This window comes from Phycicoccus jejuensis (genome assembly GCF_000720925.1).
GTDB classification, from domain to species: Bacteria; Actinomycetota; Actinomycetes; order Actinomycetales; family Dermatophilaceae; genus Phycicoccus; species Phycicoccus jejuensis.
Genome location: NZ_JOEE01000003.1, coordinates 346522 through 371093, shown reverse-complemented (window position 1 = coordinate 371093; position 24572 = coordinate 346522). Strand labels below are relative to the sequence as shown.

Below are 24572 nucleotides of genomic sequence, written 5' to 3'. Positions count from 1 at the left end.
GGGCTCAGGCCTCCCGCGTGACGCCCTCGCTCGCGAGGCGTGCCGCGCGGGTGCCCGGCCCGGGGGTGCCCCGGGTCAGCACGAGCGAGCCGTCACCGGCCCACGCCGCGAGCGCGAGCCGCAGCAGCTCACCGGTGTCGGTGGTCTGCGTGTGCACCCGGCCGCCCGCCCCGTCGCCGGCGGCGGGGACGACCTCGGCGTAGGCGAGGACGTCGGCGCCGTCCCGCAGGGCCGGGTCCGCGGGGTCGGGCTCGTCCAGGGCGACGAGGACGTCGCCGTGCGTGGCGAGGTCGCGCGCCTCGTCGACGGCGCCGCCCGGCACCTCGACCGCGGCGGCCCGGGCCAGGGCCGCGAGGGTGACGACGACGAGGTGCTCGGCGCCGCCGCCGCGGGCGGGGTCGTCGGTGACGACGACGTCGGCGCCGTGCCCGTCGTCGCCCGGACGCGCCACCTCGACGCAGGCCCCGACCGACCAGGCGGCCAGCGCCCAGTACAGCGTGCGCCAGTGCGGCGGGAGGGCGAGGCGGACGACGCTGCCCGGCCCGGCGTCGAGCTCGTCCTGGAGCAGGTTGCCGGCCTTGGCGACCCAGTTGGCGAGGACGCGTGCCGAGAGCTCGACGCGCTCACCCGCGGTCGGGCCGTCCGTGTCGTCGTAGACGGTGACCCGGGGCCGTCCCGGGTCGGCCGCCACGAGGCCGGCGAGGAGGGCTGCGGGGGTGCGCGCGGGGGCCATCCCCCGGACGGTAGCAAGGGCCTCACCGACTAGGCTCGGCGACCATGAGTGGGCGCACCGTCATCACGTTCGGGACCTTCGACGTCTTCCACGTCGGCCACGTCCGGGTGCTCGAGCGCGCCGCCGCCCTCGGCGACCGGCTCGTCGTCGGGGTCTCCGCCGACGCGCTCAACGTCGCCAAGAAGGGTCGGCCCCCGGTCTACACGCAGGACGAGCGGATGGAGATCGTGCGCTCGCTGCGCGTCGTCGACGCGGTGTTCGTCGAGGAGTCGCTCGAGGCCAAGCGCGACTACGTCGTCGAGCACGGCGCCGACGTGCTCGTCATGGGCGACGACTGGGCGGGCAAGTTCGACTGGGTGTCGGACGTGTGCGAGGTCGTCTACCTGCCGCGCACCCCCTCGGTGTCGACGACGGGCATCATCGAGCACATCTCCGGCCTCGGGTCGTGACCGGCCGCGGCCTCACCGCCACCGGCCTGGGCGCGGGCCTCTGGGTCGTCGTCGTCACGACGGTGGGCGGCGTGGCCGCCGCGGTGGGCGTCTGGTCGCCCTGGCTGGGCTGGCCGGTCGCGGTGCTCGCCGCGGTCGGGGCGTGGTGGGCCGTCCGCGGCCTCCCGGCCGTCCGGACCGCGGCCGCACCGGGCCTCGCGCTCGTCGCGCTCGTGCTCGGCTTCGCGGTCTACGCCGGCGTCACCCACTCCGAGCACGTCCTGCCGCGCCGTGACGCCGCGAGCAACCTCCAGGCGGCGGTCAGCCTGGCGGCGACGGGGGAGCGGGTCGTCCCCGTCGACCCATCGGTCATCGGCGGGCCGCGGCCCCTCGAGGACGGTGACGTCACGGTCGCCAGCGCCGCGTTCTACCAGGTGGGGTCCGCCGACGACCCCGCCGTCCAGCCGCAGTTCCTCATGGCCCCGGCCGTCGTCTACGGCTACGGCGTGTGGGCCGGCGGGCCCCCGCTCGCCCAGCTGCTCCCGGCGGTCGTCATGGCGCTGGTCCTCCTCGTCCTCGGGCTGTTCGCGGGGCACCTGGCCGGACCGTGGTGGGGCGTCGCCGCCGCCGGCCTCACGGCCGTGCTCTTCCCGGTCCTCAACGTCGCCCGCGGCACGTACTCCGAGCAGCTGGCCCTGCTGACCCTCGTCGGCGGGCTGATCGCCCTGACCCTCGCGGTCGGTCGCGACGTGCCGGGCACCCGGCGGCTCGCGCTCGTCGCCGGGGTCCTCGTCGGCGGGACGGCCCTGGCGCGGGTCGACGCGCTGCGCGAGGTCCTCCTGCTCCTGCCCTTCCTCGCGGTCGGCGCCGCCCTCGGCCACCGCTGGGTGCGTCCGTTCGTCACGGGGCTCGCGGCCTCGAGCGTCGTCGCCTGGGGCCTCGCGGTGCTGCTGTCCTACCGCTACCTCGGTGACATCCACGCGAGCCTGCTGCCGCTCGTCGCGATGGCCGCCCTCGTCCTCGTCGCCTCCGTCGGGGGCCTGGTGCTGTGGCGGCGCGGGCGCCGGCTGCCGGGCGGGGTCGTCCGCCGGCTGCCGGACGTCGTCGGCGCGCTCACCGTCGTCGTCGGGGTCGGCCTGTGGACCCGCCCGTGGTGGATGACCGTGCGCCAGGACCCGAACGACCCCGGGGCCCGCTACGTCGCCGGGATGCAGCGCCGCCAGGGCCTGCCCGTCGACGGCGGCCGCACCTACGCCGAGCACACCGTGGACTGGCTCTCCTGGTACGTCGGCTGGGTCGCGCTCGTCGTCGCGCTCGTCGCGCTGGCCGTGCTGCTGCGCCGCGCGCTGCGCTCGCTCGGCGAGGGGCGGCTCGAGCCGTGGGCGCCCGTCCTCGTCATGGCCGCGGGCTCGACCGTCCTCACGCTGCTGCGCCCGGGCATCACCCCGGACCACCCGTGGGCCGACCGGCGGCTGCTCATCATGCTGCCGTTCGTCGTCGTGCTCGTCGTCGTGGCGGCCGCGTGGGCGGCGCGGCGGCTGGTGTCGTCCGGGCGCCCTTGGGGGACACCGGTGGTGGCGGTGGCGACCGTGCTCGCGCTCGGGGTGCCGGCCGTGCTCGCGACGTGGCCGTTCCGCGGGGTCGGGGTCGAGCGCGGGTCGCTCGAGGCGGCCGACCGCGTCTGCGCGGCGCTGGGCCCCGACGACGTCGTGCTCGGCATCGACGGCCGGGCCTCCTCGGAGTGGCCGCAGACCGTGCGCGGGATGTGCGGCCGCCCGTTCTTCGTCGCGGCGACCCCGGTGCGCCAGGACCCGCAGCGCCTCGCGGTGCTCGTCCAGGAGCTCGCGCGCGGGGCGTCCTCGAGCGGGCACCGGCTCGTGCTGCTCGCCGCCGACGGCCCCGAGGCCATCGAGGAGCTCGGCCTCACGCCGCGCTCGGTGGCGGACCTGCGCTTTCCGGAGGAGGAGCACGCGCTCGACCGCCCGCCGCGACGCACCGACCTCGGTGGGGTCCGGGTCTCGGTGGCCGAGGTGCCGCTGCGCTGAGCGCCCTTCGCCACCGGCCGCGGCCGGCGGCGGTGGGTCAGCGGGTGAAGTGCTCCGCCGCGCGGCGCCGCACCGCGCCGCAGGTGTGCGGGTCGACGGCGACGACGAGCCCGGGGAGGAGGGAGCGCGGGCCGTACGGGGTGCCGTCGGGGTGGACGACCGAGCCGCCGGCCTCGGTGACGAGCAGGGTGCCCGGGGCGTGGTCCCAGGGGTTGGAGCGCGAGTAGACGATGTAGTCGGTCGCGCCCTCGACGAGCCGGGTGTAGTCGACGCCGCAGCACACCCACGACAGCCGCATCTTCGGCAGGCCGTCGAACGCGTGGTCGCGCAGGCTCCACATCGAGGTGACCCCCTGCGGGGCGCGGTCCTCGGGGACGGGCGTGCAGGTCATCCGCTCGCCGTCGCGGAAGGTGCCGGCACCCTTCTCGGCGACCCAGGTCCGGCCGTGCTCGGGCTGGTGGATCCACGCCCGGACGGTCTCGCCGCCGATCGTCTCGGCGACCATGACGGCGTGGTCCGGGGAGCCGTGGACGAAGTTCTTCGTGCCGTCGACCGGGTCGACGGTGAAGGCGTGCTCGGCCCCGAGGTAGCGGTCCATCAGGGCGTGGTCGGCGGCGAAGGCCTCCTCGCCGAGCACGACGGCGTCGGGGTAGGCCTCGCGCAGGCGGGCGGAGATGACCACCTCGGCCTCGCGGTCGGCGACGGTGACGAGGTCGCCGGGGTTCTTCTCCATCACCTCGCCCTCGCCGAGCGAGCGGAACCGGGGCGTGATGACCTCCGCGGCGACCTCGCGCAGGAGGTCGGCGACGGCGTCGGTCGAGAGGCCGGACATGGGGGCCACGGTTCCACACGGGACCGACGCCGGCCAAAACGACCCCACCCCCCTCAACTTTTGGGGGTCACCCCGAAATGTCCGCGAGACCCCGGTTCGGAGCCGGGGTCTCGCGGACGAACCGGGGTCTCGGACCCGCCCGGCCGGCCATCCACCAGATCGTCGGTCGAGGTAGGTAGACAGGCCACCTAGGTAGTGTCACGATGTAGCCATGACGACGGAGGAGTGGCCCACCGAGTGGCTACGGGCGGTGCTCGGGCTCGCCGTCCTCGGGGTGCTCGACGACGCGCCCGCCCACGGCTACGCGGTCGCGCAGCGGCTGGCCGAGCGCGGGCTGGGCGACGTGCGCGGGGGGACGCTCTACCCGCTGCTCGGGCGGCTGCAGGACGCCGGATGGGTCGAGGGCGAGTGGGAGCCGGGTAGTGCCGGCCCCGGGCGCAAGGTCTTCCGCCTCACGCCCGCAGGCCGCCGCCACCTGGCCGAGCAGGGCGAGCGGTGGGCCGCCTTCTGCCGCACCACCGGCGTCGTGCTGTCCCCGTCCGCCGCCTCCGAGAGGACCCCGCGATGAGCGAGAACCCGTCCACGCGCCACCCCCGCGAGCTCGCCACGGCGGCGGACCCGGCCTGGGTCGACGCCTTCGTCGTCGAGCTGCGGCTGCTCGGCGTCCCCGGTGACGAGATCGGCGAGCACCTCGTCGTCCTCGACACGCACCTGCGGGAGTCGGGCGAGGCGGTCGACGAGGCCTTCGGCGACCCCCGCGAGTACGCCCGCTCGCTCGCGCCGGGGGGTGGCCCGGCCGCCGCGGTCGACCGCTCGACGGTCGCGATGGCCGTGCTCGCCCTGGTCGGGGTCGTGCTGGTACCGGCGGCGCTCGGGGCCGTGCTCGACGGCACCCGCGTCACCGTGACGCTCGGCGGGGTGCTCGCCGCCGTGCTGCTGGGCGGGGCGGTCGCGGGCCTCGTGCTGCCGGGTGCGCCGCTGCTCGCGCTGCTCGTCCGCCGCCGGTGGGTGTCCCTCCTGCTCGCGCCGGCCCTCGTGGCCCTCGGAGCCGGGCTCGTGCTGCTGCTCCCGCAGGTCCTCGTGCGGGTGCCCGCGCCCCTCGTCCTCGGGGCCGGGGCGGCCGCAGTGCTCGCCGGGTCGGTGCTGCTCGCCCGCGCCCCCGCCGACCTCGTCACCGCGCCCGGCGAGCGGGCGAGCGGTGGTGGCGGGCGGCTCCTCGGGCTCCTCGTGCTGCCGGTGTTCGCGCTCGTCGCGTGCGTGCCGGTGCTGCTGGTGCGCCTCCTCGGCTGAGCGGCGCGTCCGCGCAGGTCACGCGCGTGGGGCGGGCCTCGCGTGGGTAGGGTCGCGCCATGGCGAGGTTGCGGCGGGTGTCCCCGCGGTCGGCGGGGTGGACGCGCAAGCGGGCGGGCAAGGGCTTCTCCTACCGCGACGCCGCGGGGGAGCCGCTGCCCAAGGAGTCGGTCGAGCGCATCCGGGCCCTCGCCATCCCGCCGGCGTGGCAGGACGTGTGGATCTGCCCCCGCGAGAACGGCCACATCCAGGCGGTCGGCACGGATGCCGCGGGCCGGCGCCAGTACCTCTACCACCCGGACTGGCGCACCGCCCGCGACGAGCTGAAGTTCGACCGCGTCAAGGTCGCCGGCACCCGGCTGGCCAAGGCGCGCGAGTCGATCGTCGGTGACCTCGCCGCCGAGGGGATGCCCCTGGCGCGCGCCGCGGCGACGGCCACGCGGCTGCTCGACCTCGGCTACTTCCGGATCGGCTCCGACGCCTACACCGACGCCAACGGCTCCTTCGGGCTGACCACGCTCGAGCGCCGGCACGTGCGCCGCCGCGGCTCGGACCTCGTCTTCAGCTTCGTCGGGAAGTCGGGCATCGAGCACTCGATCTCGGTGAGCGACCCCCAGGTCATCGAGTCGCTCAACTACATGCGCAAGCGGCGCGGCGGCTCCAAGCGGCTGCTCGCCTACCGCGGCGAGGCGAAGTGGGCCGACCTGCAGGCGTCGGCGGTCAACGAGTACATCTCGACGATGGTCGCCGAGGACCTGACCGCCAAGGACTTCCGCACCTGGCACGCGACCGTGCTCGCCGCCGTCGCGCTCGCCGAGTCGCCGGAGAAGGGCGACACCGCCGCCTCCCGCCGGCGCGCGGTCAAGGCCGCCGTCGAGGAGGTGTCGGCCTACCTCGGCAACACCCCGACGATCGCCCGCAAGTCCTACATCGACCCGCGCGTCATCGACCAGTACGAGGACGGCGTGACGATCGCGGGGACGCTGCGACGCTCCTACCCGGACGACGCCAAGCGGCAGGCGGCGATCGAGAAGGCCGTCGCTCGCCTCATCGACGGCGCCTGACCCGCCCCGCGGCGCACCCCCGGGAGCGGCGGGACGAACGCAGCCGCGCCGCGCCGGTAGGCTCGCGGGCGATGAACGAGCACCCCGCGGCGCCCGAGGGCGACCCCACCCACGACGTCCTCCACGCGGCCCCCACCGAGCAGATCGACGTCCGCACCGGTGAGATGGCCGGCCGCGGCAACGACCCCGCGGCCGGCGGCCGGGCCACCCGGACCAGCGGCGGCTACGTCATCGAGGACGGGCCCGAAGGCCCCGGCCCGGCGCCGTACGTCACGGTCGTCCTGCCCTGCTACAACGAGGGCGCGCACGTCCTGAAGGAGATCGACCGCATCTCCGCCGTGCTCGAGGACTCCGAGCACACCTACGAGATCCTCTGCATCGACGACGCGAGCACCGACGACACCCTCGAGGTGCTGCGCGGGGCCCAGCGGCGCTACCCCCACATCCGCGTCCTGCCCTTCCGGCGCAACGGCGGCTCCGGCACCGCGCGGCGCATCGGCACCCAGCAGGCCCGTGGCGAGATCGTCGTGTGGACCGACGCCGACATGACCTACGAGAACGAGCGCATCCCCGAGCTGGTGCGGATCCTGCGCGACGACCCGACCTACGACCAGGTCGTCGGCGCGCGCACGACCGAGGAGGGGACGCACAAGTGGGCCCGCGTGCCCGCGAAGTGGCTCATCCGCAAGATCGCGGAGTGGCTGACCAAGACCCGCATCCCCGACCTCAACTCGGGCCTGCGCGCGTTCCGCCGCGAGGTCTCGCTGCCCTACCTGCGCCTGCTGCCGGCCGGCTTCTCGTGCGTCACGACGATCACCATCGCGTTCCTCTCGAACCAGCACGACATCAAGTACGTCGAGACGAGCTACGCCAAGCGCGCCGGCGTCAGCAAGTTCCACTTCGTCGGCGACGCCTACCGCTACATCCTCCAGGTGCTGCGGATGGTCATGTACTTCGACCCGCTCAAGGTCCTCATGCCGCCGGCCCTGTGGATGGTGGCGCTCGGTCTCGTCAAGGCCGTCGTCGACATGGTGCGCCACCCGTTCTACTTCCCGGCGAGCACGGTGCTGCTCGTCGTCAGCGGCATCATGATCGCCTCCCTGGCCCTGCTCTCCGACCTCGTCGTGCGCTCGCGCGACGGTGTCTGAGGTGTCGGACAGCGCGCTGCGGGTCGCCCTCGTCGGGCCGACGCACCCGTTCAAGGGCGGTGTCGCGGCGCACACGACGAGCCTCGCCCACGAGCTCGCGGACGCCGGGCACGAGGTCACCCTCGTGTCGTGGAGCCACCTCTACCCGGCGTTCCTCTACCCGGGCGAGCAGGCCGTCCCCGGCGGCGCCCCGGACGTCGAGCCCTTCCCGCGGACGCTGCGCGTCCTGTCGTGGGCCCGCCCCGACACCTGGCTGCGCGCCGGGCGCCGGCTGCGCGACGTCGACGTCGTCGTCGTCGTCCACGTCGTGCCGGCGGTCGTGCCGGCCCACCTCGCCCTCCTGCGCGCCGCGGGCGTCGGGAGCGGTCGCGGCCCACGCGTCGTGGTCGTCGCGCACAACGTCCTGCCGCACGAGCCGGGGCCGGGGGACCGGCCGCTCGTCGGCTCCCTCCTGCGCCGTGCCGACGCGGTGCTCGTGCACTCCGACGAGCAGGCGGCCCTCGCGGCCGAGCTCGGCGCGCCCCGCGTCCGCGAGGTCGACCTGCCGCCGCACCTGCCCGGCGGCCCGCCCGAGCCCCGCCCGGAGCACGACGGACCCGTGCGCCTGCTCTCGCTCGGCATCGTCCGCGACTACAAGGGCATCGACCTGCTCCTCGAGGCGCTGCGCGAGGTCGACGGCCCGACGCTGACCGTCGCCGGCGAGCTCTGGGGGGATGCCGGCCGCCGCGTGCGCGAGCTCGCGGCGGACCCCCGGCTGCGCGGCCGCGTCGAGGTCCACGGCGGCTACGTGCCGGCCGACCGCATCGCCGGCCTGATGGCCCGCCACGACGTCGTCGTCCTGCCCTACCGGTCGGCGACGGCCTCGCAGAACGTCCTCCTGGCCCGCCGCCACGGCCGGCCGGTGCTCGCGACGAGCGTCGGCACCTTCCCGGCGCAGGTGCGCGACGGGGTCGACGGCCTCCTCGTGCCGCCGGCGGACCGCGAGGCGCTCGTGGCGGCGCTGCGCACGCTCGCCGAGCCGGGCACCGCCGACCGGCTCGCCGACGCCGTCCGCGAGCCCGACCTGTCCGGCCCCTGGGCGCACTACGTCGGCGCCCTCGAGGCGCTCGCCGCGCCGCCGGCCGTCCCCGTCGACGAGCCCGAGCCGTCCGTCGTCCCCGTCGGTCCGGTCGCCCGGGCGAAGGCCGCCGTCGCCGGCCTGCGCGCCCGTCGGCAGCCGGTCCTGACGATCGGGCCGCTCGACCTCCCCGAGGAGGTCCGCGCCACCGACCTCCTCGCCGTCGACGCCGACGCCGTCCGGGCCGCGGAGGTGGCCCGCGAGCTCGGGCTGCCGCGCGCCAAGGACCCCGTCGCCGCGTGGGCCGCCCTCGGCGCCGTCGCCTCGCTCGTGCGGGTCCTCGACGACCGCTCGCGCACGGCCGTCATCGTCGACGAGTCCGGCTCGTCGAGCCCGTTCTCGCGCTGGGCGCGGGCGCTCGGCTTCGCCCCGGTCGAGCTGGAGCTCACCGGGCGGCGCGCGGCCGTCGAGGCGCTCGACGTCGACACCGCGAGCCTCGACGTCGTGGCCCGCCTGCACCCCGGGGGCTGCACCGCCGACGACGTCCAGCACGTCGTCGGGCAGGCGTCGTGGTCGCTGCGCTCCGGCGGGCTCCTGCTGCTCACGCTGCCCATCGGGGACGACGACCCCGACTTCGCGGTGCGCGCGGCCGACGTGCGCGGCATCGTCGCGCGCGCCGACGACCTCGGCCTGGCCCTCGTCGGCGACGCCGACGGCGAGGTGCTCTCGCAGATGCGCGACGCACGGGTCGCGTTCGGCGACAACGGGGCTCCCGCCTACGCGGTGCTGCGCCTGACCTTCCGGCGGAAGTGACCCCGTGAACCGCGCTCGCGTCCTCGTCGTCGTCCGCTACGGCCTGCTCGTCCTCGTCCTCGCCGCCGTCGTCTGGGCGCTGGCCGGCAGCTGGGACGAGGTCTCCCGCGAGCTCGGCCGGATGAGCGCACCCGCCATCGTGCTCGCGCTCGTCCTCACGCTCGGGGCGCCGCTGTTCACGCTCGTCGGCTGGCGCATCCTCCTCGCCGACCTCGGTACGCGGCTGCCGCTCGCCCCGGCGGCGAGCGTCTTCTTCGTCGGCCAGCTCGGCAAGTACGTGCCGGGGTCGGTGTGGACCGTCCTCGCGCAGGCCGAGATGGGGGCCAGGCTCGGGGTGCCGCGCCGCCGGATGGCCGTCACCGGCCTGCTCTCCATCGGCCTGGCCATCCTCTGCGGCAGCCTCCTCGGGGTGGTCGCCCTGCCGCGCCTGCTCGCGCGCGGCAGCTCGCCCGTCACGGCCTGGGTCGTCGTCGCGGCGGTGGTCGTCGGCGCCGTGCTGTTCTGGCCGCGCCTGCTCAACGCGATGGTCGCGCTCGGCCTGCGGGTGCTGCGCCGCGAGCCGCTCGAGCACGGGCTCGGGGGCCGCGCCGTCCTCGCCACGGCCGCGTGGTTCACGGGCGCGTGGGTCTCGGCCGGCGTCGGGGTCGCGGTGCTCGTCCGCTCCCTCCAGCCCGCGGCCTCGCTCACCGACCTCGCCGTCGCCGGCGTGTGCGGCTTCGCCCTCGCGTCGGCCGCCGGCCAGCTGTCCGTGCTCGTCCCGGCGGGGGTCGGGGTGCGCGACGGCGTGCTGGCCCTCCTCCTCGTCACCTTCATGCCCCTGTCGGCCGCGACGGCGGTCGTCGTCGTGGCTCGCTTCCTCGCCATCGTGGCCGACCTCCTCGTCGCGGGCGGCGGCTGGGCGTGGGGACGTCGGCAGCACCTCCTAGGATCTGCGGGATGAGCGAGCGACCGGAGCGCGAGGAGCAGCTCGCCTACTCGGAGTCCATGGCGAAGATGCTCGACGAGCAGGCGCGCCGCCAGAAGGCGGCCAAGCTGATCGCCGTCGTCCGGCACGCCCTCGGGGTGGACACGCTCGAGGGCCTGAGCGCCGTCGACGTCGGCTGCTCGGCCGGCTTCATCGCCGACGAGCTCGCGCTGGCCGGCGCCACGACGAGCGGCGTCGACATCGACGAGCCCGGCCTCGAGAAGGCGCGCGCCCGCTTCGGCGAGCGCGTCGACTTCCGCCTCGCGCGCGGCGAGGACCTGCCGTTCGACGACGGCTCGGTCGACGTCGTGGTCCTCAACCACATCTACGAGCACGTCGTCGACCCCGAGGCGGTCGTCGCCGACATCCACCGCGTGCTGCGTCCCGGCGGGCTGCTCTACCTCGGCATCGGGCACCGCTGGCAGGTCGTCGAGCCGCACCACCGGCTGCCGTTCCTCTCGTGGCTGCCGCAGCGGGCCGCCGACCGCTACATGCGCCTCACCGGCAAGGGCGAGACGTACTACGAGCACTACTACTCGCCGGCCGGGCTGCGCCGCCTCTTCGCGGCCTACGACGTCTGGGACTACACGCTGCCGGTCCTCGCCGACCCCGCTGCCTTCTCCGCCGGCGACAACGTGCCCGGATGGGCCGCTCGTGTGCCCGAGCCAGCCCTCGCCGCCGCCCTGCCGCTGGTCCCCACGTACGTCTGGGCGGCCTTCAAGGGCGCCGCGCGGCCGGCCGGACCCCCGCTGCGCGTGGCGCCGCGCCACGTGGGCTGATGTCCGCCGAGGGCGCGCTCCGGGTCGTGCGCACCGCACGGCCGGTGCCGCTCGGTGCGGTCGTCGGCATCTTCCGGCGCGGTGGGGGCGACCCCACGAGCCGTCCCGACGACGGTGGCTGGTGGTTCGCCTGGCGCACCCCCGACGGCCCGGTCACGCTGCGGCTCACCGCTCCCGGCGGCGCGTCCGACGAGGTGACCGCGCGGGCGTGGGGGAGCGGCGCGGGCTGGATGCTCGAGCAGGTGCCGGCGCTGCTCGGCGAGGACGACGACGTGGCGGGCTTCGACGCCTCGCTCCACCCGCTCGTCGCGCAGGAGTGGCGTCGCCGCCCCGGGTGGCGCGTGCCCCGCTCGGGCCTGGTCGTGCAGAACCTCGTGCCGTCGGTCATCGAGCAGAAGGTCACCGGCAAGGAGGCCTTCGCGGGGTACCGCCGGCTGGTCCGCCGCTTCGGTGAGCCCGCGCCCGGCCCGGGTGAGGAGCTGGGCCTGGCCGTCGCCCCCACGCCGGCCGGCTGGGCGTCGGTGCCGTCGTGGGAGTGGCTGGCCGCCGGCGTCGACCCCCAGCGCTCGCGGACGGTCTCGGCGGCCGTCCGCTACGCCGGCCGGCTCGAGGAGTGCGTCGGGATGCCGGTCGAGGCGGCGCGCGCCCGCATCACGGCGCTCCCGGGCATCGGCCGGTGGACGTGGGCCGAGGTCGCGCAGCGGGCGCTCGGCCTGCCGGACGAGGTGAGCTTCGGCGACTACCACGTCGCCAAGGACATGACCTGGGCGCTGACCGGCACCCCGCAGGACGACGACGCCCTCGCCGAGCTGCTCGAGCCGTGGCGCGGGCACCGCTACCGGGTCCAGCGCCTCCTCGAGCTCGGCGGCCACCACCGGCCGCGCCGTGGGCCGCGGATGACGCTGCCGACCCACCTGCCCACCAGGGGCCGCTGAGCGGGGCAGGCGTCGTCAGGCGAGGCGCAGGGTGGTCGAGGACGGGCCGCGGGCGACGACCTCGGCGTGCAGGTCCTCGCTCGCCGCGGCGACCTGCGCGCGGGTGACCAGCCGGCCGAGGTCGTAGGGGTCGGGCGCGGCGAGGACGATCTCTGCGGCCTCGCCGGTGACGTCGACGTCGGCCGAGCCGTCCACGACGTCGTGCAGCGCGAGCGCCACGACGCGACCGACCCGGTCGGCGAGCGGCTCCGGTGCGACGGAGCGCAGCCCGACGTCCGTGGAGTCGCGCGACCCGGGTGCGACCCCCAGCGCGGCCCGCACGGACTCGACGTGGCCGAGGGCGAACCAGTCGCCCGGGCCGGTGCGGACGAGTGCCGCAGCGCCGTCGCCGGCCGCCGTGAACCACCAGGCCGGGAGCCCGCGCACGAGCGCCGCGGGCACGCCGTCGGCCTTGCCCTTGACGAGGTCCGCGGCCGCGGCGACCTCGTCGGCCACCGCGCGAGCCGTGACGGCGAGCGGGCGGCCGTCGTGGTCGACCCCGCCGCGCAGGTCGTCGAGGACGGCGAGGCCGGCCGCGCCGAGCGCGAAGTCCGTCTGGCCGGCGCGCCACGGGCGACCGGCGGTGTCGGACAGGACGATCCCCAGCGCGCGCCGGGGGAGGGTGTCACCGGCCGCCGCGAGCAGTGCGTCGCGGACCCGGGTCGCCTCGGCGTCCGGCTGCTCCGGGAGCAGCAGCACCGCACCGGTCGGCCCGGTGTTGGAGGCGTCCACCCCGGCCGCCGCCATGACCGGCCCGGCCGCGGACTCGACGACCCGGGTGACCCCGGTGGCCCCGGCCCGCTCGGCGACGACCCGCCGGGTGTGCGCGGCGACCGCGTCGGCCCGCTCACCGGGCCACGTCATCCCACTGGCCTTGGAGACGACCTTGCTCGAGACGACGAGGCAGTCACCGTCCGACAGCACCAGCCCGGACGCCTCGAGCGCCGCGAGGAGCAGCGCCGCGAGGTCGTCACCCGCCCGGACCTCGGGCAGTCCGGCGAGCGGGTGGACCTCGACGGCCCCCTCGCTCACGCCGTGACCGAGGACGCGAGCCGCAGCGCGTGCGCCGCGATGCGCGCCGTCGCGTCGACGTCGGACATGAGGAGCGGCCCGTCGAAGACCTCGACCCGCGCACGGGCCAGCGTGGTGCCGGCGTCGGCGGGGTCGACGAGCCAGGCGTCGAGGAAGTCCTCGTAGAGGCCGCCGACGGCCGCGGCGGTGGCCGGCACGCCGATGGCCTCGAGGCACGCGTCGGCGTGACCCCGCACGGGGCGGCCGGAGATGAGCGGCGAGACGCCGACGACGGGGGCGGTGGTGCCGCGCAGGGCGTCCCGCACACCGGGCACGCCGAGGACGATGCCGATCGAGACCACGGGGTTGCTCGGCGGCAGGAGCACGACGTCGGCCTGCCGGATGGCGTCGAGGACCCCCGGCGCGGCCGCGGCGCGGTCCAGCCCCGCGACGACGAAGCGGCGCGCCGGCACCGACGCCTGGTGGCGGACCCACCACTCCTGGAAGTGGATCGCGCGCTCGCCGTCTCCCTCGTCGACGACGACGTGCGTCTCGACGGGGGTGTCGGTCATCGGCAGGAGCGTGATGCGCTGCTCGGGCAGCCCCCAGCGCGCGGCGAGCCGCGCGGTGACCTCGGACAGGCTCAGGCCCTGGCCCAGCCACTGCGAGCGGACGACGTGCGTCCCGAAGTCGCGGTCGCCGAGCGCGAACCACTGCGGCTGCGCACCGTAGGCGGCGAGCTCGGACTGCACGCGGTGGCTCTCGTCGGCGCGTCCCCACCCCTGCGCCTCGTCGATGCCGCCGCCGAGCGTGTAGAGCAGGGTGTCGACGTCGGGGGAGACCCGCAGCCCGAAGAGGGTGATGTCGTCCCCGGTGTTGGCGACGACGGTGACCTCGGTGTCCTCGAGGCCGGGGGTGGTGTCGAGGTGGTGCCGCAGGCCCCGGACGAACCGGGCCCCGCCGACGCCACCGGCGAGAGCCGTGATGCGCATGGGCGCCAGTCTCTCAGCCCGTCGCCGCCGGACCGGCGGCGGACCACGACCGGTCGTGCGCGGGGCGGTCGCGGACGTCACGCGCCCGTCACCGCGTCACTCCCGTACCACAGGCACCGGATCACGGGAAATCCACTCGATAACACCGTTTGGCTTGACGTGCGTGGCATGACACGCGTGTAATTCCATGCATGTACTCCGGGGTGACCGGCCGGGGTGCACGGGTCGAGGTCGAGGAGGAAGCATGATGCACGAGCTCTTTCTGGTCGAGGGGATGCTCGGCTCACCGGAGCCGGACGAGGGGGCCCTGTCGTGGCAGGAGCGGTCGCTCTGCGCCCAGACCGACCCCGAGGCGTTCTTCCCCGAGAAGGGCGGCTCCACCCGCGAGGCCAAGAAGGTCTGCGTCTCGTGCGAGGTGCGCTCCGAGTGCCTCGAGTACGCGCTCGGCAACGACGAGCGCTTCGGCATCTGGGGCGGCCTGTCCGAGCGCGAACGCCGCAAGCTGAAGAAGCGCGCCGTCTGACGAGGGGTCTCCCCTCGTCGCAGGCCCCGCTCGGATGACGCTCGCCCCACCCCGTCCCGTGGACACCGCCCCGCCCGCCGGCGCCGGTGCGGTGCGCCCCGTCGTCACGGCGGTCGTCGTGACCCACCGCGACCCCTCGGGTCTCGGCCGCCTCCTCGACGCCCTCCTCGCGCAGACCCAGCGCCCGGACGACGTCCTCCTCGTCGACCGCACGGGCGGTGCCGCGGTCCCCGACCCCGACGGCGTCGGCGACGTGACGGTCACCTCCCTCGTCGACCGGCTGCGCTCGCGCCACGACGTCGCGGTCCGGGTCGTCGCCGCCGACGGCCGGGCGCCCGTGCGCCGGGTCGTGCACCGCGCCGTCCTCGACACCCTCGGCGACCGCTCGCACCTGCTCTGGCTGCTGCCGGTGGGGACCACCCCCGAGCCCGCGGCCCTCGTCCGCCTCGTCGACGCCTGGCGCCGCTCGCCCTCGACCGGCATCGTCGGTCCCAAGCACGTCGACGCCGAGGCGCCCCACCGCCTGCGCGCGCTGTCCATCCGCACGACCCGCGGCGGGCGCCTGCTCGCGCGCCCGCTGCCCGGCGAGCCCGACCAGGGACAGTACGACACGACGAGCGACGTCCTCGCCGTCCCGTTCGCCGGATCCCTCGTCGAGCGCGAGCTCCTCGTCGACCTGCGCGGCTGGGAGACCTCGTTCGGTGACGTCGGGGCCGACCTCGACCTCGGCTGGCGCGCCCAGCTGAGCGGCCGCCGGGTCGTCGTCGTCCCCTCCTCCCGGATGCGCTCGGCCCCCGGCGTCGCGGTCGCCACCGCCTCCACCGCCGCCCGGCGCCGCGCCGCCCGCCGCGTCGCGCTGGCCCGCGCGCCCTGGTGGTGGTCGCCGGTCCTCGTCGTCTGGGTGGCCCTGACCTCCGTCGTCGCCGCCGTCGGGCTGCTGCTCCTCAAGCGGCCGCGCAGCGCGTGGGCCGAGCTCGGGGCCCTCACCTCGCTCGACCCGGTGCGTGGCCTGCGCTCGAAGTGGCGCACCCGCCACCGCGCCGCGGTCCGGCGCCGCGACCTCGCCGCGGTCTTCGAGCCGCGGCGGGCCGTCCTCACCTCGTGGGGCGACAGCGTCCACCACGCGCTGCTCCCGCCACAGGCCCCCATCGGGGACGCCGCCGCCGACCTCAACCCCCGCTCGTGGCTGGTCCGCGTCCTGCGCCACCCGGCCGTCGTCGCCGTCCTCGCCGCACTGGCCGTCACCGTGGCGGCCGGGCGCACCCTCGGTCTCGGCGTCGTCACCGGCCTGGGCTCCGGGCTGTCCGGTGGCGAGCTCGTCGGCGCCCGGGCGACCGCCGCCGGCCTGTGGCACTCCTGGCGCGACGGCTGGAGCGGCAGCGGCCTCGGCGGCCCCGAGCAGGCCGGCCCGGCCGCGGCGCTGCTCGCCGGGCCCGCGTGGCTCGTCGCGCACCTGCCGATGGTCCCCGTGCCCGCCTCGCCGGCCGGGCTCGTCGTCGGCCTCGTCCTGCTCCTCGCGATGCCGCTCGGCGCCCTCTCCGCCTACCTGATGCTGCGCCCGGTCACCTCCCGGCGCTGGCTGCGGACCCTCGGCGCGCTGGCCTGGGCCACCTCCGGCCCGGCCGCGGCGGGCGTCGCCCAGGGCCGGCTCGGCGCCGCCGTCGCCCTCGTCCTCCTCCCGGCGGTCGCCGGTGGGCTGGCCCTGCTCGCCGCCCGCCGCGCCACCGCCACCAGCGCCTTCGCCACGGCGCTCGCGCTCGTCGTGCTCGGCGCGTTCGCGCCGGTGCTCGCCGCGCTCGGGGTGCTCGCCGCGCTCGTCCTCGCGCTCGTGCGCCGGGGCTCGCGCACCGCGGCGCTCGTCACGGCACTCGTCCCGGCGGCGGTGCTCGCGCCGTGGGTGGCCGCGGCCGGCGCCGTCTCGTGGCCGGCCGTCGTCGCCGGCTCCGGGCTCGCCGCGTGGGGCGGGGAGCCGCTCCCCGCGTGGCGCACCGCCCTGCTCGACGCCGGCGGCGCCGGCGCCCCCCTGTGGTGGACGGCCGCCCCCTTCGTCGCCGTCGCGGTGCTCGCCCTCGGGGCCGGGCGGCGCCGCCGCGGTGGCGCCGCCACGCTCGCGGTGCTCGTCCCGCTGCTGCTCGCGGTGGCCCTCGCCGCGCCCCGGGTGCGGCTGGGCACGGTCCCCGCCGGGCTGCCGGCCGCGGGGCAGCCCATCACCCCGTGGGCCGGGACGCTGCTGCTGCCGCTCGTGCTCGTGCTGGTCCTCGCGCTCGTCCGCGGCCTCGACGGCCTGCCGCTGCGCGGCCTGCAGGGTGCGCGCCGGGCCGGGGCCTGGACGGTCCTCGGGGCCGGCGTCGCGACGGTCGCGCTCCTGGCCGGTGGGATCGTCGCCGGCGGGCTGGGGCGCCTCCTCGGCCCGTGGAGCGACCCCCGCCCCGCCGTGGCCGTCGACCAGTCCGAGGGAGCCTTCGCGACCCGCTCGCTCTTCGTCGTGCCGGGCAACCGCGGGGCCGGCTACCGCTTCGTCGGCCGTGAGGACGCCACGCTCGTGCGCGGCCTGCCCGTCGCCTCCTCCGCCGACGCCGCCGTCTCCGGCGACGTCACCGCCCTCCTCGGGGCCGTCCCCGGCAGCGAGGCCCTCGTCCGCGACACCGCGGCCGACCTCCTCGCGGTCCGGGGCGAGCAGGTCCCGGAGGTCGTGCGCCGCCTCGACGCCACCGACGGCCTCCAGCGGATCTCGCCGCGGGCGGGCTGGGAGCTGTGGCGGCTCAGCCCCTCCGGCACCGACTCGGAGGCGCTCGTCGCGCCGCCGCGGCTGCGGATGGAGACCCCCGACGACGTCCGCCTCGTCGTCGCCACCGGCGCCCACGGCGCGACCGTGACGACGCTCGACGCCCCGAAGGGCAGCCGCCTCGTCGTCGCCGAGCCGGCCGGCTGGGCCGAGCACGCGGTCGTCGAGGTCGACGGCCGCGTCCTCACCGCGGTCGACGGCGAGCCGACCCCCACCTACGAGCTGCCGGCCGGCCGCGGGGAGCTGACCATCACCCTCACCGACCCGCAGCGCTGGTGGCACCTCGGGCAGCTGCTCGCGGTCGCCGTGCTCGCCTTCCTCGCCGTGCCCTTCGGCCGGCGCGAGAGCCGGGTGGGGGAGCGATGAGCCGCCTCTCGGCGCTGCGCCCCGCCGTCCCCGGCACCGTGCGCGTCCTGCTCGCGGCCGGCGCCGCGGCCGGCCTCGTGTGGGGCGCCACGGCGCGTCCGGACACCCTCGACCTCGCGCAGGCCAGCGGGGTCGCCGAGGCCCCCGTCGCCCCGACCAGCCTCGCGACGAGCGTCGACGCGATGTGCCCCGGGCCCGAGCTGACCGGCGTCGCCGGCGTCGCCGACGTCCGCCCCGCGGGCCGCGTGAGCGCCGTCGCGGGACCGGCCGAGCTGCTGCCCGTGCCCGCGACCGGGGCCGGTAGCGCCCGCGCGACCGGCGGGTCGGTCCCGATCGCGACCCTCTCGGGACGCTCCTCGCGCAGCACCGGCGCCCTGCCCCGCAGCGGTCCCGTGGCCCTGCGGGCCCAGGGCTCGCTCGCGCCGGCGGTCACCGCGACGCAGGAGTGGTCGAGCAGCAGCGCCAACCTGCGCGGCCTGGTGACCACGCCGTGCCGCACCGCCGCCACGGACCTCTGGCTGCTCGGCGGCGGCGCCGGACCCGGGCGCCTCGAGCGGCTCGTCCTCGCCAACCCCGGCGGCAACCCCGTGACCGCCGACGTCACCGTCCACGGCGCCGACGGGCCGGTCGGCCCGGCACGCACCGAGACGGTGCCCCCGGGCGGTCGCACGACCCTCCTCCTCGACGCCGTCGCCGCGGACGAGAAGACCCCCGCCGTGCACGTCGTCGCCGACGGTGGCGGGCTCACGGCCTTCCTGTCCGACACGTGGATCGAGGGGACGACCGCGCTCGGCGCCGAGACCACCGTGCCGACGGCCGACCCCTCGACCGTGCAGGTCGTGCCCGCCGCGCTGCTCGGGGGCCGGGCCACGCTGCGCGTCGCCACCCCCGGCGGGGACGAGGCAGTGGCCAGCGTCACCCTCCTCGGCCGTGACGGGCCCGTGACGACGAGCGCCGACACCGTCCTCACCGTCGGCGCCGAGGGCGTGGCCGAGCTGCCCCTGCCGGCGGTGCCGGCGGGCACGTACGCGGTGGTCGTCCGCTCCGACGTGCCGGTCGTCGCCGGGGTGCTCACCCGGGTCGGGGACCCGGAGGGCGCCGGCGACATCGGCTGGGCGGTCTCGGGGCCGGTCGTCGACGAGGTCGCGGGCCTGGCCCTGCCGCCGACGCCCGGGGTGTCCCGCACCCTGCACCTCGTGAGCACCGGCGGCGCGAGCACCGCCGACGTCACCGTCGTCGTCGACGGCGAGTCGCGCACCCGGACCGTCTCGCTCCTCGCCGACCGGTCCGCCGACGTCGACCTCGGCGGCGCCGCGTCGGTCTGGGTCGAGCGGACGGACGGGTCGGGGGCGCTGCGCGGCGGCGTGGTGTCGACCTCCGGCTCCGGCGCCCAGCAGCTGCTCTCGGAGGTGCCGCTGGCGCCGACCGACGTCACCTCACCCGTCAGCCGCGCCTTCCCGCTGCCCTGACCGGTCAGGCGTCGGGGTCGACCTCCGGGTCGAGCTCGTGCGCCGGCACCCCGAGGAGCGCCGCCACCTGCTCGGTGACGACCTCGCGCACGATGTCGGCGAGGTCGAGGTCGTCGTGGGCCCGGGCCTCGACGGGGCGGCGGTAGACGACGACCCGGTCGGTGCGCGCGGCCGTGGCCCGCAGGAGCCGACCGAGCGGCGCCACCTGCTCGTCCCACGGCGCGGGGTCGGTCGGGGGGACCTCCTGCACCGCGAACTCCGTTCCCGCGTAGCGGTTCCCCAGGTGGGGGCGCAGGCGGTCCGCGGCGTCGAGGACGAGGTCGTCGAAGCGCTCGCGGCGACTGGCCATGACGGGGACGGTCGGCCAGGCGAGGGGGCCCCGGGGGCCCCGCCCGTGGCGGTCGCGGCGGCGTGGGCTCACCCGGTCGATGCTACGGCGTGCCTCCGCGGGCGGGTGGCAGGCACGGTTAGAGTCTCGGTGTGAACCTGTCGCGGAAGTGCACGAAGACCGGCTGCCGCCAGCCGGCGGTCGCGACGCTCACCTACGCCTACTCCGACCGCGCCGCCGTCCTCGGCCCGCTCGCCACCTACGCCGAGCCGCACACCTACGACCTGTGCGCCGAGCACGCGACCCGCCTCACCGCCCCCCGGGGCTGGGAGGTCCTGCGCCTGGCCACGGAGTACCCCGACCCCGAGCCGTCGTCGGACGACCTCCTCGCCCTGGCCGACGCGGTCCGCGAGGCCGGTCGTCCGCGGCCCGCGGCCGCCCCGGTGACCCCCGAGGCGCCCGTCACCGGTGAGGTCGCGCGGCGCGGCCACCTGCGGATGCTGCGGGGCAGCGCCGAGGCCTGAGCCGCTCGGGGACGCCGGCGCGCGCCGCGTCCTCACCCGGCCGGTCCGACCTCCTCGGCCGTTCGGCCCCTCCCGTCCCCGGAGCCGTTCCGGTCGCGGCCGAGCGCGCCTAGCGTCGGCAGCGCCCACACCGCTCGCAGGGAAAGGGGCCCTCTGTGGCACGCCCGCGCCTCCGCCTCGCTCGAGGCTGCCCCGGACCGGGCCCCGACGCCCGGGACGAGCGCGGTGCGGTCGCCCTCGAGGCCGCCATCGTCTTCCTCTTCCTCTTCGCCATCCTCGCCGGCGTCATCGACCTGTCGATGTACTTCAAGGACGCCTACTCGGTCTCGACGGGCGCGCGGGCCGGGGCCCGGATGGCCTCCGCCGACCCCCTCAACGCGACGTTCACGCGCTCCGCGGCCACGCAGGCCGCCTCGGCGCTCACCGACCTGCGCTGGCAGGACGTCACGGAGATCTGGGTCTACAAGGCCAACGTCGGCACGACCTCGGTCCTCGCGACGCCGGCGGTGTGCGCCGTCACCTGCGTGAAGTTCACCCTCACCGGTCCCGGCACGCCGAGCGCCGGCACCGGGACCTGGCCCACCCGCAACGCCTGCTCGGGCACGCTCGCCGCCGTCGACAGCGTCGGGGTGCGGGTCGTCTACCGGCACAAGGCGTCGGTGATGTTCGCCAACAACGCGCTCATCACCGAGGACGTCGTCATGCGCCTGGAGCAGATCCCCTCGACGCAGCCGTGCATCGGGACGGGGCCGTGATGCGCCGACGGCCGCGTGGCGAGCGCGGTGCGGTGGCGGTCGAGGCGGCGCTCGTCACGCCGATGTTCATCCTCCTCGTCGTCGGCATCATCGAGTTCGGGATGTTCTTCAAGGACTACCTCTCCGTCGCGGACGCCGTGCGGGCCGGTGTGCGCACCGCGTCGGCCGAGCCGCGGATCAGCACCTACGCCCAGGACGCCGCCGACAGCGTCGCGGCCGAGGGCACGGCCTTCAACCGCGGCCAGGTGCAGGAGCTCTGGGTCTACAAGGCGAACACCGCCAACCAGTACCCGGCCGGCACGAGCAGCTTCGCCGGCGGGTGCACGACCTGCGTCAAGTTCCGCTGGAACGGCACCCGCTTCGCACCGACCTACTCCAACTGGGCGGCCATCAACCAGAAGGCGTGCTCCTACAACCCACCCGACCGCATCGGGGTCTACCTCAAGACGCGGCACAACGCGTTCACGAAGTTCGTCTTCAGCTCCATCACCATCGAGGAGTCAGCCGTGCTGCGCTTCGAGCCCATGCCCCAGACGCAGGGGTGCGAGTGATGTCCCGGCCGCTGCGCCGACGTCAGCGCGACGAGCGCGGCTACGTCGCCGTCGTCTCGGGGCTCATGCTCATCGTCCTGCTCGGGTTCTCGGCCTTCGCGGTCGACGTCGGCCACTGGTACCTCGAGGGCCAGCGCGCCCAGCGGGCCGCCGACGCCGCCGCGCTCGCCGGCGTCACCAAGCTCCCCGACGACCGGTACGGCGCCTACGCGGAGGCGCAGCGCTACGCCGCCACCAACGGGTTCACCAACGGGGTCAACCGGGCCGTGGTCTCCCCGTCGCTGGCCGGTGGCTCGACCCGCCTGCGCGTCGACGTCGACTCGACCGTCACCAACTTCTTCGGTGGCTTCCTCGGGCTGGGGGCGACGAAGGTGTCGCGCCACGCGACGGCGGAGTTCGCCGGGCCGGTGCCGCTCGGCAGCCCCTGCAACCACTTCGGGGACGACCCCGAGGTCGGCTCGACCGCCAGCAGCAACTGCGACAACACCGGCGCCTTCTGGGCCAACGTCGGCAGCATCCCGGCCAACAAGCAGAGCGGCGACGCCTTCCAGAACGACTACTGCACCAGCTCCACCTCGGACGGCTGCACCAACGGCGACAACGCCGACTACGAGCCCAACGGGCACGTCTTCACCGTCACCGTCCGCCAGCCGGTGACCAACCTGACGATCCAGGCCTTCGACCCGGCCTTCGTCGCCGTCGGCGACCTCTGTGACCTCTCGACGGCGAAGCTGCCGCAGGCCGCGGCGCTGGCCGCGGCCGACACCTACGTCAGCAACCCCGCGCAGCGGTACGCGAAGGGCAACACGTCCCCCTGGTGCACGGGCGACCAGCCGTTCACGACCGGCGCGAAGCCCAAGACCGAGTTCGTCATCAAGGGACCGGCCGGCAACCCCTGGGAGCCGACGGCGTGGCCGACCCTCAACACCGCGAGCTGCAAGCCGCGCACCTTCGGCGGCTACAACGAGGACCTCTCCCTCGCCCTCAAGAAGAACTCGGCGCAGAACCTCGCCAACCCGGAGATCGCCGAGACCTTCCGTCGCTGGGTCACGCTGTGCACCATCCCGGGCACGGTCCAGCCGGGGACCTACTCCATCCAGGTCCACACGAACGGGCTCGGCACCGACACCCAGAGCGGCCACAACCGGTTCTCGCTGCGGGCCTACGGCGCGGGCGGCTCCGACAAGGACAACATCGCCGTCGCGGGCTACTCGCAGATGGTCCTGTACGCCAACATCCCGAGCACCACCTCGAAGTTCTTCCTCGCCCGCGTGCCGAGCAACTCGAGCGGCCAGTTCTTCAACGTCAACCTCTTCGACATCGGTGACGGCGCCGTGGCCGGGAGCACCGTCAAGGTGGTGCCGCCGAGCGAGACCGGCGGCAGCTTCAGCGGCTGCAAGGGCAAGGGCATCACCAACGGCAACCTCGTCGACTGCACCATCGCGGTGAGCAGCATCTACAACGGTCGCTGGCAGACGATCACGGTCCCGATCCCGTCGACGTACTCGTGCACCGACTCCTCGTCGAGCGGGTGCTGGGTGCGCCTGGAGTTCAACTACGGCGCGGGCTCGCAGCCCGCCGACACGACGTCGTGGAGCGCCACGCTCGACGGCGACCCCATCCGCCTGGTGGAGTGACCTCGCCCGCGGCCTTCCCGCGGGGCGTGCTCACGTAGGCTCGGGCGCCGTGACCACGCGATCCCTCAGCGACCTCGTCAAGGCCTACGACGTGCGCGGAACCGTCCCCGACCAGCTCGACCCGGAGGTCGCGCGCGCCCTCGGGGCCGCCTTCGCCGAGGTCGTCCTCGCCGCGGACGACGCGCCGGCGTGCGTCGTGGGCCACGACATGCGCGACAGCGGGCCGGCGCTCGTCACGGCCTTCGCCGAGGGCGTCCGCAGCCGGGGGCGCGACGTCGCCCTCATCGGGCTGTGCAGCACCGACGGCCTCTACTACGCGAGCGGGGCGCTCGACCGGCCGGGCGCGATGTTCACCGCGAGCCACAACCCGGCGCAGTACAACGGGATCAAGCTGTGCCGCAGCGGCGCCCGGCCCGTCGGGCAGGACTCCGGCCTCGCCGACGTCCGCGTGCTGGCCGAGCGCATCCTCGCCGGCGAGGTCGCGGACCCCGACGGGCCGCAGGGGACGCTCACCGAGCGCGACGTCCTCGCCGACTACGCCGGCTTCCTGCGGGGGCTCGTCGACCTCTCCGGCATCCGGCCGCTGCGCGTCGTCGTCGACGCGGGCAACGGGATGGGCGGGTTCACCGTGCCCGCCGTGCTGGGCACGCAGGCAGGCCTGCCGGCGCTGCCGGTCGAGGTCGAGCCGCTGTACTTCGAGCTCGACGGCACCTTCCCGAACCACGAGGCGAACCCCCTCGAGCCCGAGAACCTGCGCGACCTCCAGGCCGCCGTCGTCGCGCACGGCGCCGACCTCGGGCTCGCGTTCGACGGTGACGCCGACCGCTGCTTCGTCGTCGACGAGCGCGGGGAGCCGGTGAGCCCCAGCGCGATCACCGCCCTCATCGCCCGCCGCGAGGTGGCCCGCGCCGTCGCCGAGGGGGCCGACGCGGCCGACGTCGCGGTCGTGCACAACGTCATCACCTCGGCGCAGGTGCCCGAGGTCATCGCGGCCACCGGGGCCCGGGCCGTCCGCACCCGCGTCGGCCACTCGTTCATCAAGGCCGAGATGGCGCGGCACGGTGCGGTCTTCGGCGGCGAGCACAGCGCCCACTACTACTTCCGCGACTTCTGGTTCGCCGACACCGGGATGCTCGCCGCGCTGCACACGCTCGCGGCCCTCGGGGAGCAGGACCAGCCGCTCAGCGTGCTCATGGCCGACCTGTCGCGCTACTCCGCCTCGGGGGAGGTCAACTCGACCGTCGACGACGCGGCCGCGGCCACGGAGCGGGTGCTCGCGTGGGGCGAGGCCGAGGGCGTGGAGGTCGACCGGCTCGACGGGCTGACGCTGACCCACCGGGGTGGTGACGGCGACCCGATGTGGTGGCTCAACCTGCGGGCCTCGAACACCGAGCCGCTGCTGCGCCTCAACGTCGAGGCCGCCGACGTCCCGACGATGGCGCGGGTGCGCGACGCCGTGCTCGCGGTGGTCCGCGCCGGCTGACGGTCGGGGCCGGCGCGACCG

23 protein-coding genes are annotated in these 24572 nt (G+C 76.1%); 18 read left to right on the top strand and 5 right to left on the bottom strand.

Annotated elements, in window-relative coordinates:
* Positions 1–4: 4 nt before the first annotated feature.
* Positions 5–733, bottom strand: coding sequence for a TIGR03089 family protein (locus IG69_RS0108015; protein ID WP_030527643.1), 729 nt, complete (start codon positions 731–733; stop codon positions 5–7).
* A gap of 44 nt (positions 734–777) precedes the next feature.
* Here IG69_RS0108015 and IG69_RS0108010 point away from each other — a divergent pair, with 44 nt between their 5' ends.
* Both IG69_RS0108010 and IG69_RS0108000 read left to right on the top strand, forming a co-directional pair.
* Complete coding sequence (locus IG69_RS0108010; RefSeq protein ID WP_030527642.1) at positions 778–1182, top strand: FAD synthase family protein; 405 nt, start codon at positions 778–780, stop codon at positions 1180–1182.
* On the top strand, positions 1179–3206 hold the full coding sequence (locus IG69_RS0108000) for a hypothetical protein (RefSeq protein WP_051750353.1): 2028 nt from the start codon (positions 1179–1181) through the stop codon (positions 3204–3206). Before IG69_RS0108010 ends, IG69_RS0108000 begins: the two co-directional genes overlap by 4 nt.
* A gap of 37 nt (positions 3207–3243) precedes the next feature.
* On the opposite strand, the gene IG69_RS0107995 is transcribed toward IG69_RS0108000, so the two are convergent.
* On the bottom strand, positions 3244–4038 hold the full coding sequence (locus IG69_RS0107995) for an inositol monophosphatase family protein (RefSeq protein ID WP_030527640.1): 795 nt from the start codon (positions 4036–4038) through the stop codon (positions 3244–3246).
* A gap of 211 nt (positions 4039–4249) precedes the next feature.
* Here IG69_RS0107995 and IG69_RS0107990 point away from each other — a divergent pair, with 211 nt between their 5' ends.
* The 8 genes from IG69_RS0107990 (at position 4250) to IG69_RS0107955 (ending at position 12088) form a co-directional block, all read left to right on the top strand.
* Positions 4250–4606 (top strand): PadR family transcriptional regulator, encoded by a 357-nt coding sequence (locus tag IG69_RS0107990; RefSeq protein WP_030527639.1) that lies wholly within the window; start codon positions 4250–4252, stop codon positions 4604–4606.
* A complete protein-coding gene (locus tag IG69_RS0107985; protein ID WP_030527638.1) occupies positions 4603–5328 on the top strand; it encodes a hypothetical protein in 726 nt (241 codons plus the stop codon). The genes IG69_RS0107990 and IG69_RS0107985 overlap by 4 nt, the downstream gene beginning before the upstream one ends.
* 77 nt (positions 5329–5405) lie before the next feature.
* Positions 5406–6392, top strand: a complete 987-nt coding sequence (locus IG69_RS0107980) for a DNA topoisomerase IB (RefSeq protein WP_242525770.1) — start codon at positions 5406–5408, stop codon at positions 6390–6392.
* Positions 6393–6463: 71 nt separating this feature from the next.
* Entirely contained in the window at positions 6464–7540 is a 1077-nt protein-coding gene (locus IG69_RS0107975; RefSeq protein ID WP_211250983.1) for a glycosyltransferase family 2 protein, read from the top strand.
* A gap of 1 nt (position 7541) precedes the next feature.
* Positions 7542–9410 (top strand): glycosyltransferase family 4 protein, encoded by a 1869-nt coding sequence (locus tag IG69_RS0107970; protein ID WP_245616107.1) that lies wholly within the window; start codon positions 7542–7544, stop codon positions 9408–9410.
* 4 nt (positions 9411–9414) lie between these two features.
* Positions 9415–10350 carry a lysylphosphatidylglycerol synthase domain-containing protein gene (locus tag IG69_RS0107965; RefSeq protein WP_030527634.1) on the top strand — a complete coding sequence of 312 codons (936 nt, stop codon included), beginning with the start codon at positions 9415–9417 and terminating at the stop codon, positions 10348–10350.
* Positions 10347–11153 carry a class I SAM-dependent methyltransferase gene (locus IG69_RS0107960; RefSeq protein ID WP_030527633.1) on the top strand — a complete coding sequence of 269 codons (807 nt, stop codon included), beginning with the start codon at positions 10347–10349 and terminating at the stop codon, positions 11151–11153. The genes IG69_RS0107965 and IG69_RS0107960 overlap by 4 nt, the downstream gene beginning before the upstream one ends.
* Complete coding sequence (locus IG69_RS0107955; protein WP_030527632.1) at positions 11153–12088, top strand: DNA-3-methyladenine glycosylase family protein; 936 nt, start codon at positions 11153–11155, stop codon at positions 12086–12088. Before IG69_RS0107960 ends, IG69_RS0107955 begins: the two co-directional genes overlap by 1 nt.
* A gap of 15 nt (positions 12089–12103) precedes the next feature.
* Here the strand turns inward: IG69_RS0107955 and cofE are convergent, their stop codons facing one another.
* Together cofE and cofD are read right to left on the bottom strand one after the other, a co-directional pair.
* Positions 12104–13159 (bottom strand): coenzyme F420-0:L-glutamate ligase, encoded by a 1056-nt coding sequence (gene cofE, locus IG69_RS0107950; protein ID WP_036829422.1) that lies wholly within the window; start codon positions 13157–13159, stop codon positions 12104–12106.
* Positions 13156–14130: a 2-phospho-L-lactate transferase gene (gene cofD / locus IG69_RS0107945; RefSeq protein ID WP_030527630.1), complete on the bottom strand. Its 975-nt coding sequence runs from the start codon at positions 14128–14130 to the stop codon at positions 13156–13158. The genes cofE and cofD overlap by 4 nt, the downstream gene beginning before the upstream one ends.
* 247 nt (positions 14131–14377) lie before the next feature.
* Here cofD and IG69_RS0107940 point away from each other — a divergent pair, with 247 nt between their 5' ends.
* From IG69_RS0107940 to IG69_RS0107930, 3 genes are read left to right on the top strand one after another with little or no spacing between them, the layout of a single operon-like run.
* A complete protein-coding gene (locus IG69_RS0107940; protein WP_030527629.1) occupies positions 14378–14653 on the top strand; it encodes a WhiB family transcriptional regulator in 276 nt (91 codons plus the stop codon).
* Positions 14654–14711: 58 nt separating this feature from the next.
* The gene (locus IG69_RS0107935; RefSeq protein ID WP_030527628.1) at positions 14712–17804 is read left to right on the top strand and encodes a glycosyltransferase; all 3093 of its coding nucleotides are present in this window, start codon (positions 14712–14714) and stop codon (positions 17802–17804) included.
* Entirely contained in the window at positions 17801–19273 is a 1473-nt protein-coding gene (locus IG69_RS0107930; RefSeq protein ID WP_030527627.1) for a DUF5719 family protein, read from the top strand. Before IG69_RS0107935 ends, IG69_RS0107930 begins: the two co-directional genes overlap by 4 nt.
* A gap of 4 nt (positions 19274–19277) precedes the next feature.
* Here the strand turns inward: IG69_RS0107930 and IG69_RS0107925 are convergent, their stop codons facing one another.
* Entirely contained in the window at positions 19278–19694 is a 417-nt protein-coding gene (locus IG69_RS0107925) for a metallopeptidase family protein (protein ID WP_245616106.1), read from the bottom strand.
* A gap of 59 nt (positions 19695–19753) precedes the next feature.
* Here IG69_RS0107925 and IG69_RS0107920 point away from each other — a divergent pair, with 59 nt between their 5' ends.
* The 5 genes from IG69_RS0107920 to IG69_RS0107900 all read left to right on the top strand — a co-directional run bounded on the left by IG69_RS0107920 (position 19754) and on the right by IG69_RS0107900 (position 24551).
* Positions 19754–20125, top strand: a complete 372-nt coding sequence (locus tag IG69_RS0107920; protein WP_030527625.1) for a DUF3499 domain-containing protein — start codon at positions 19754–19756, stop codon at positions 20123–20125.
* 155 nt (positions 20126–20280) lie between these two features.
* A complete protein-coding gene (locus IG69_RS0107915; RefSeq protein ID WP_030527624.1) occupies positions 20281–20880 on the top strand; it encodes a TadE/TadG family type IV pilus assembly protein in 600 nt (199 codons plus the stop codon).
* Positions 20880–21431, top strand: a complete 552-nt coding sequence (locus IG69_RS20120) for a TadE/TadG family type IV pilus assembly protein (protein ID WP_051750352.1) — start codon at positions 20880–20882, stop codon at positions 21429–21431. Before IG69_RS0107915 ends, IG69_RS20120 begins: the two co-directional genes overlap by 1 nt.
* Positions 21431–23068 carry a pilus assembly protein TadG-related protein gene (locus IG69_RS0107905; RefSeq protein WP_030527622.1) on the top strand — a complete coding sequence of 546 codons (1638 nt, stop codon included), beginning with the start codon at positions 21431–21433 and terminating at the stop codon, positions 23066–23068. The genes IG69_RS20120 and IG69_RS0107905 overlap by 1 nt, the downstream gene beginning before the upstream one ends.
* 49 nt (positions 23069–23117) lie before the next feature.
* Positions 23118–24551, top strand: a complete 1434-nt coding sequence (locus IG69_RS0107900; RefSeq protein ID WP_030527621.1) for a phosphomannomutase/phosphoglucomutase — start codon at positions 23118–23120, stop codon at positions 24549–24551.
* Positions 24552–24572 lie beyond the last annotated feature (21 nt).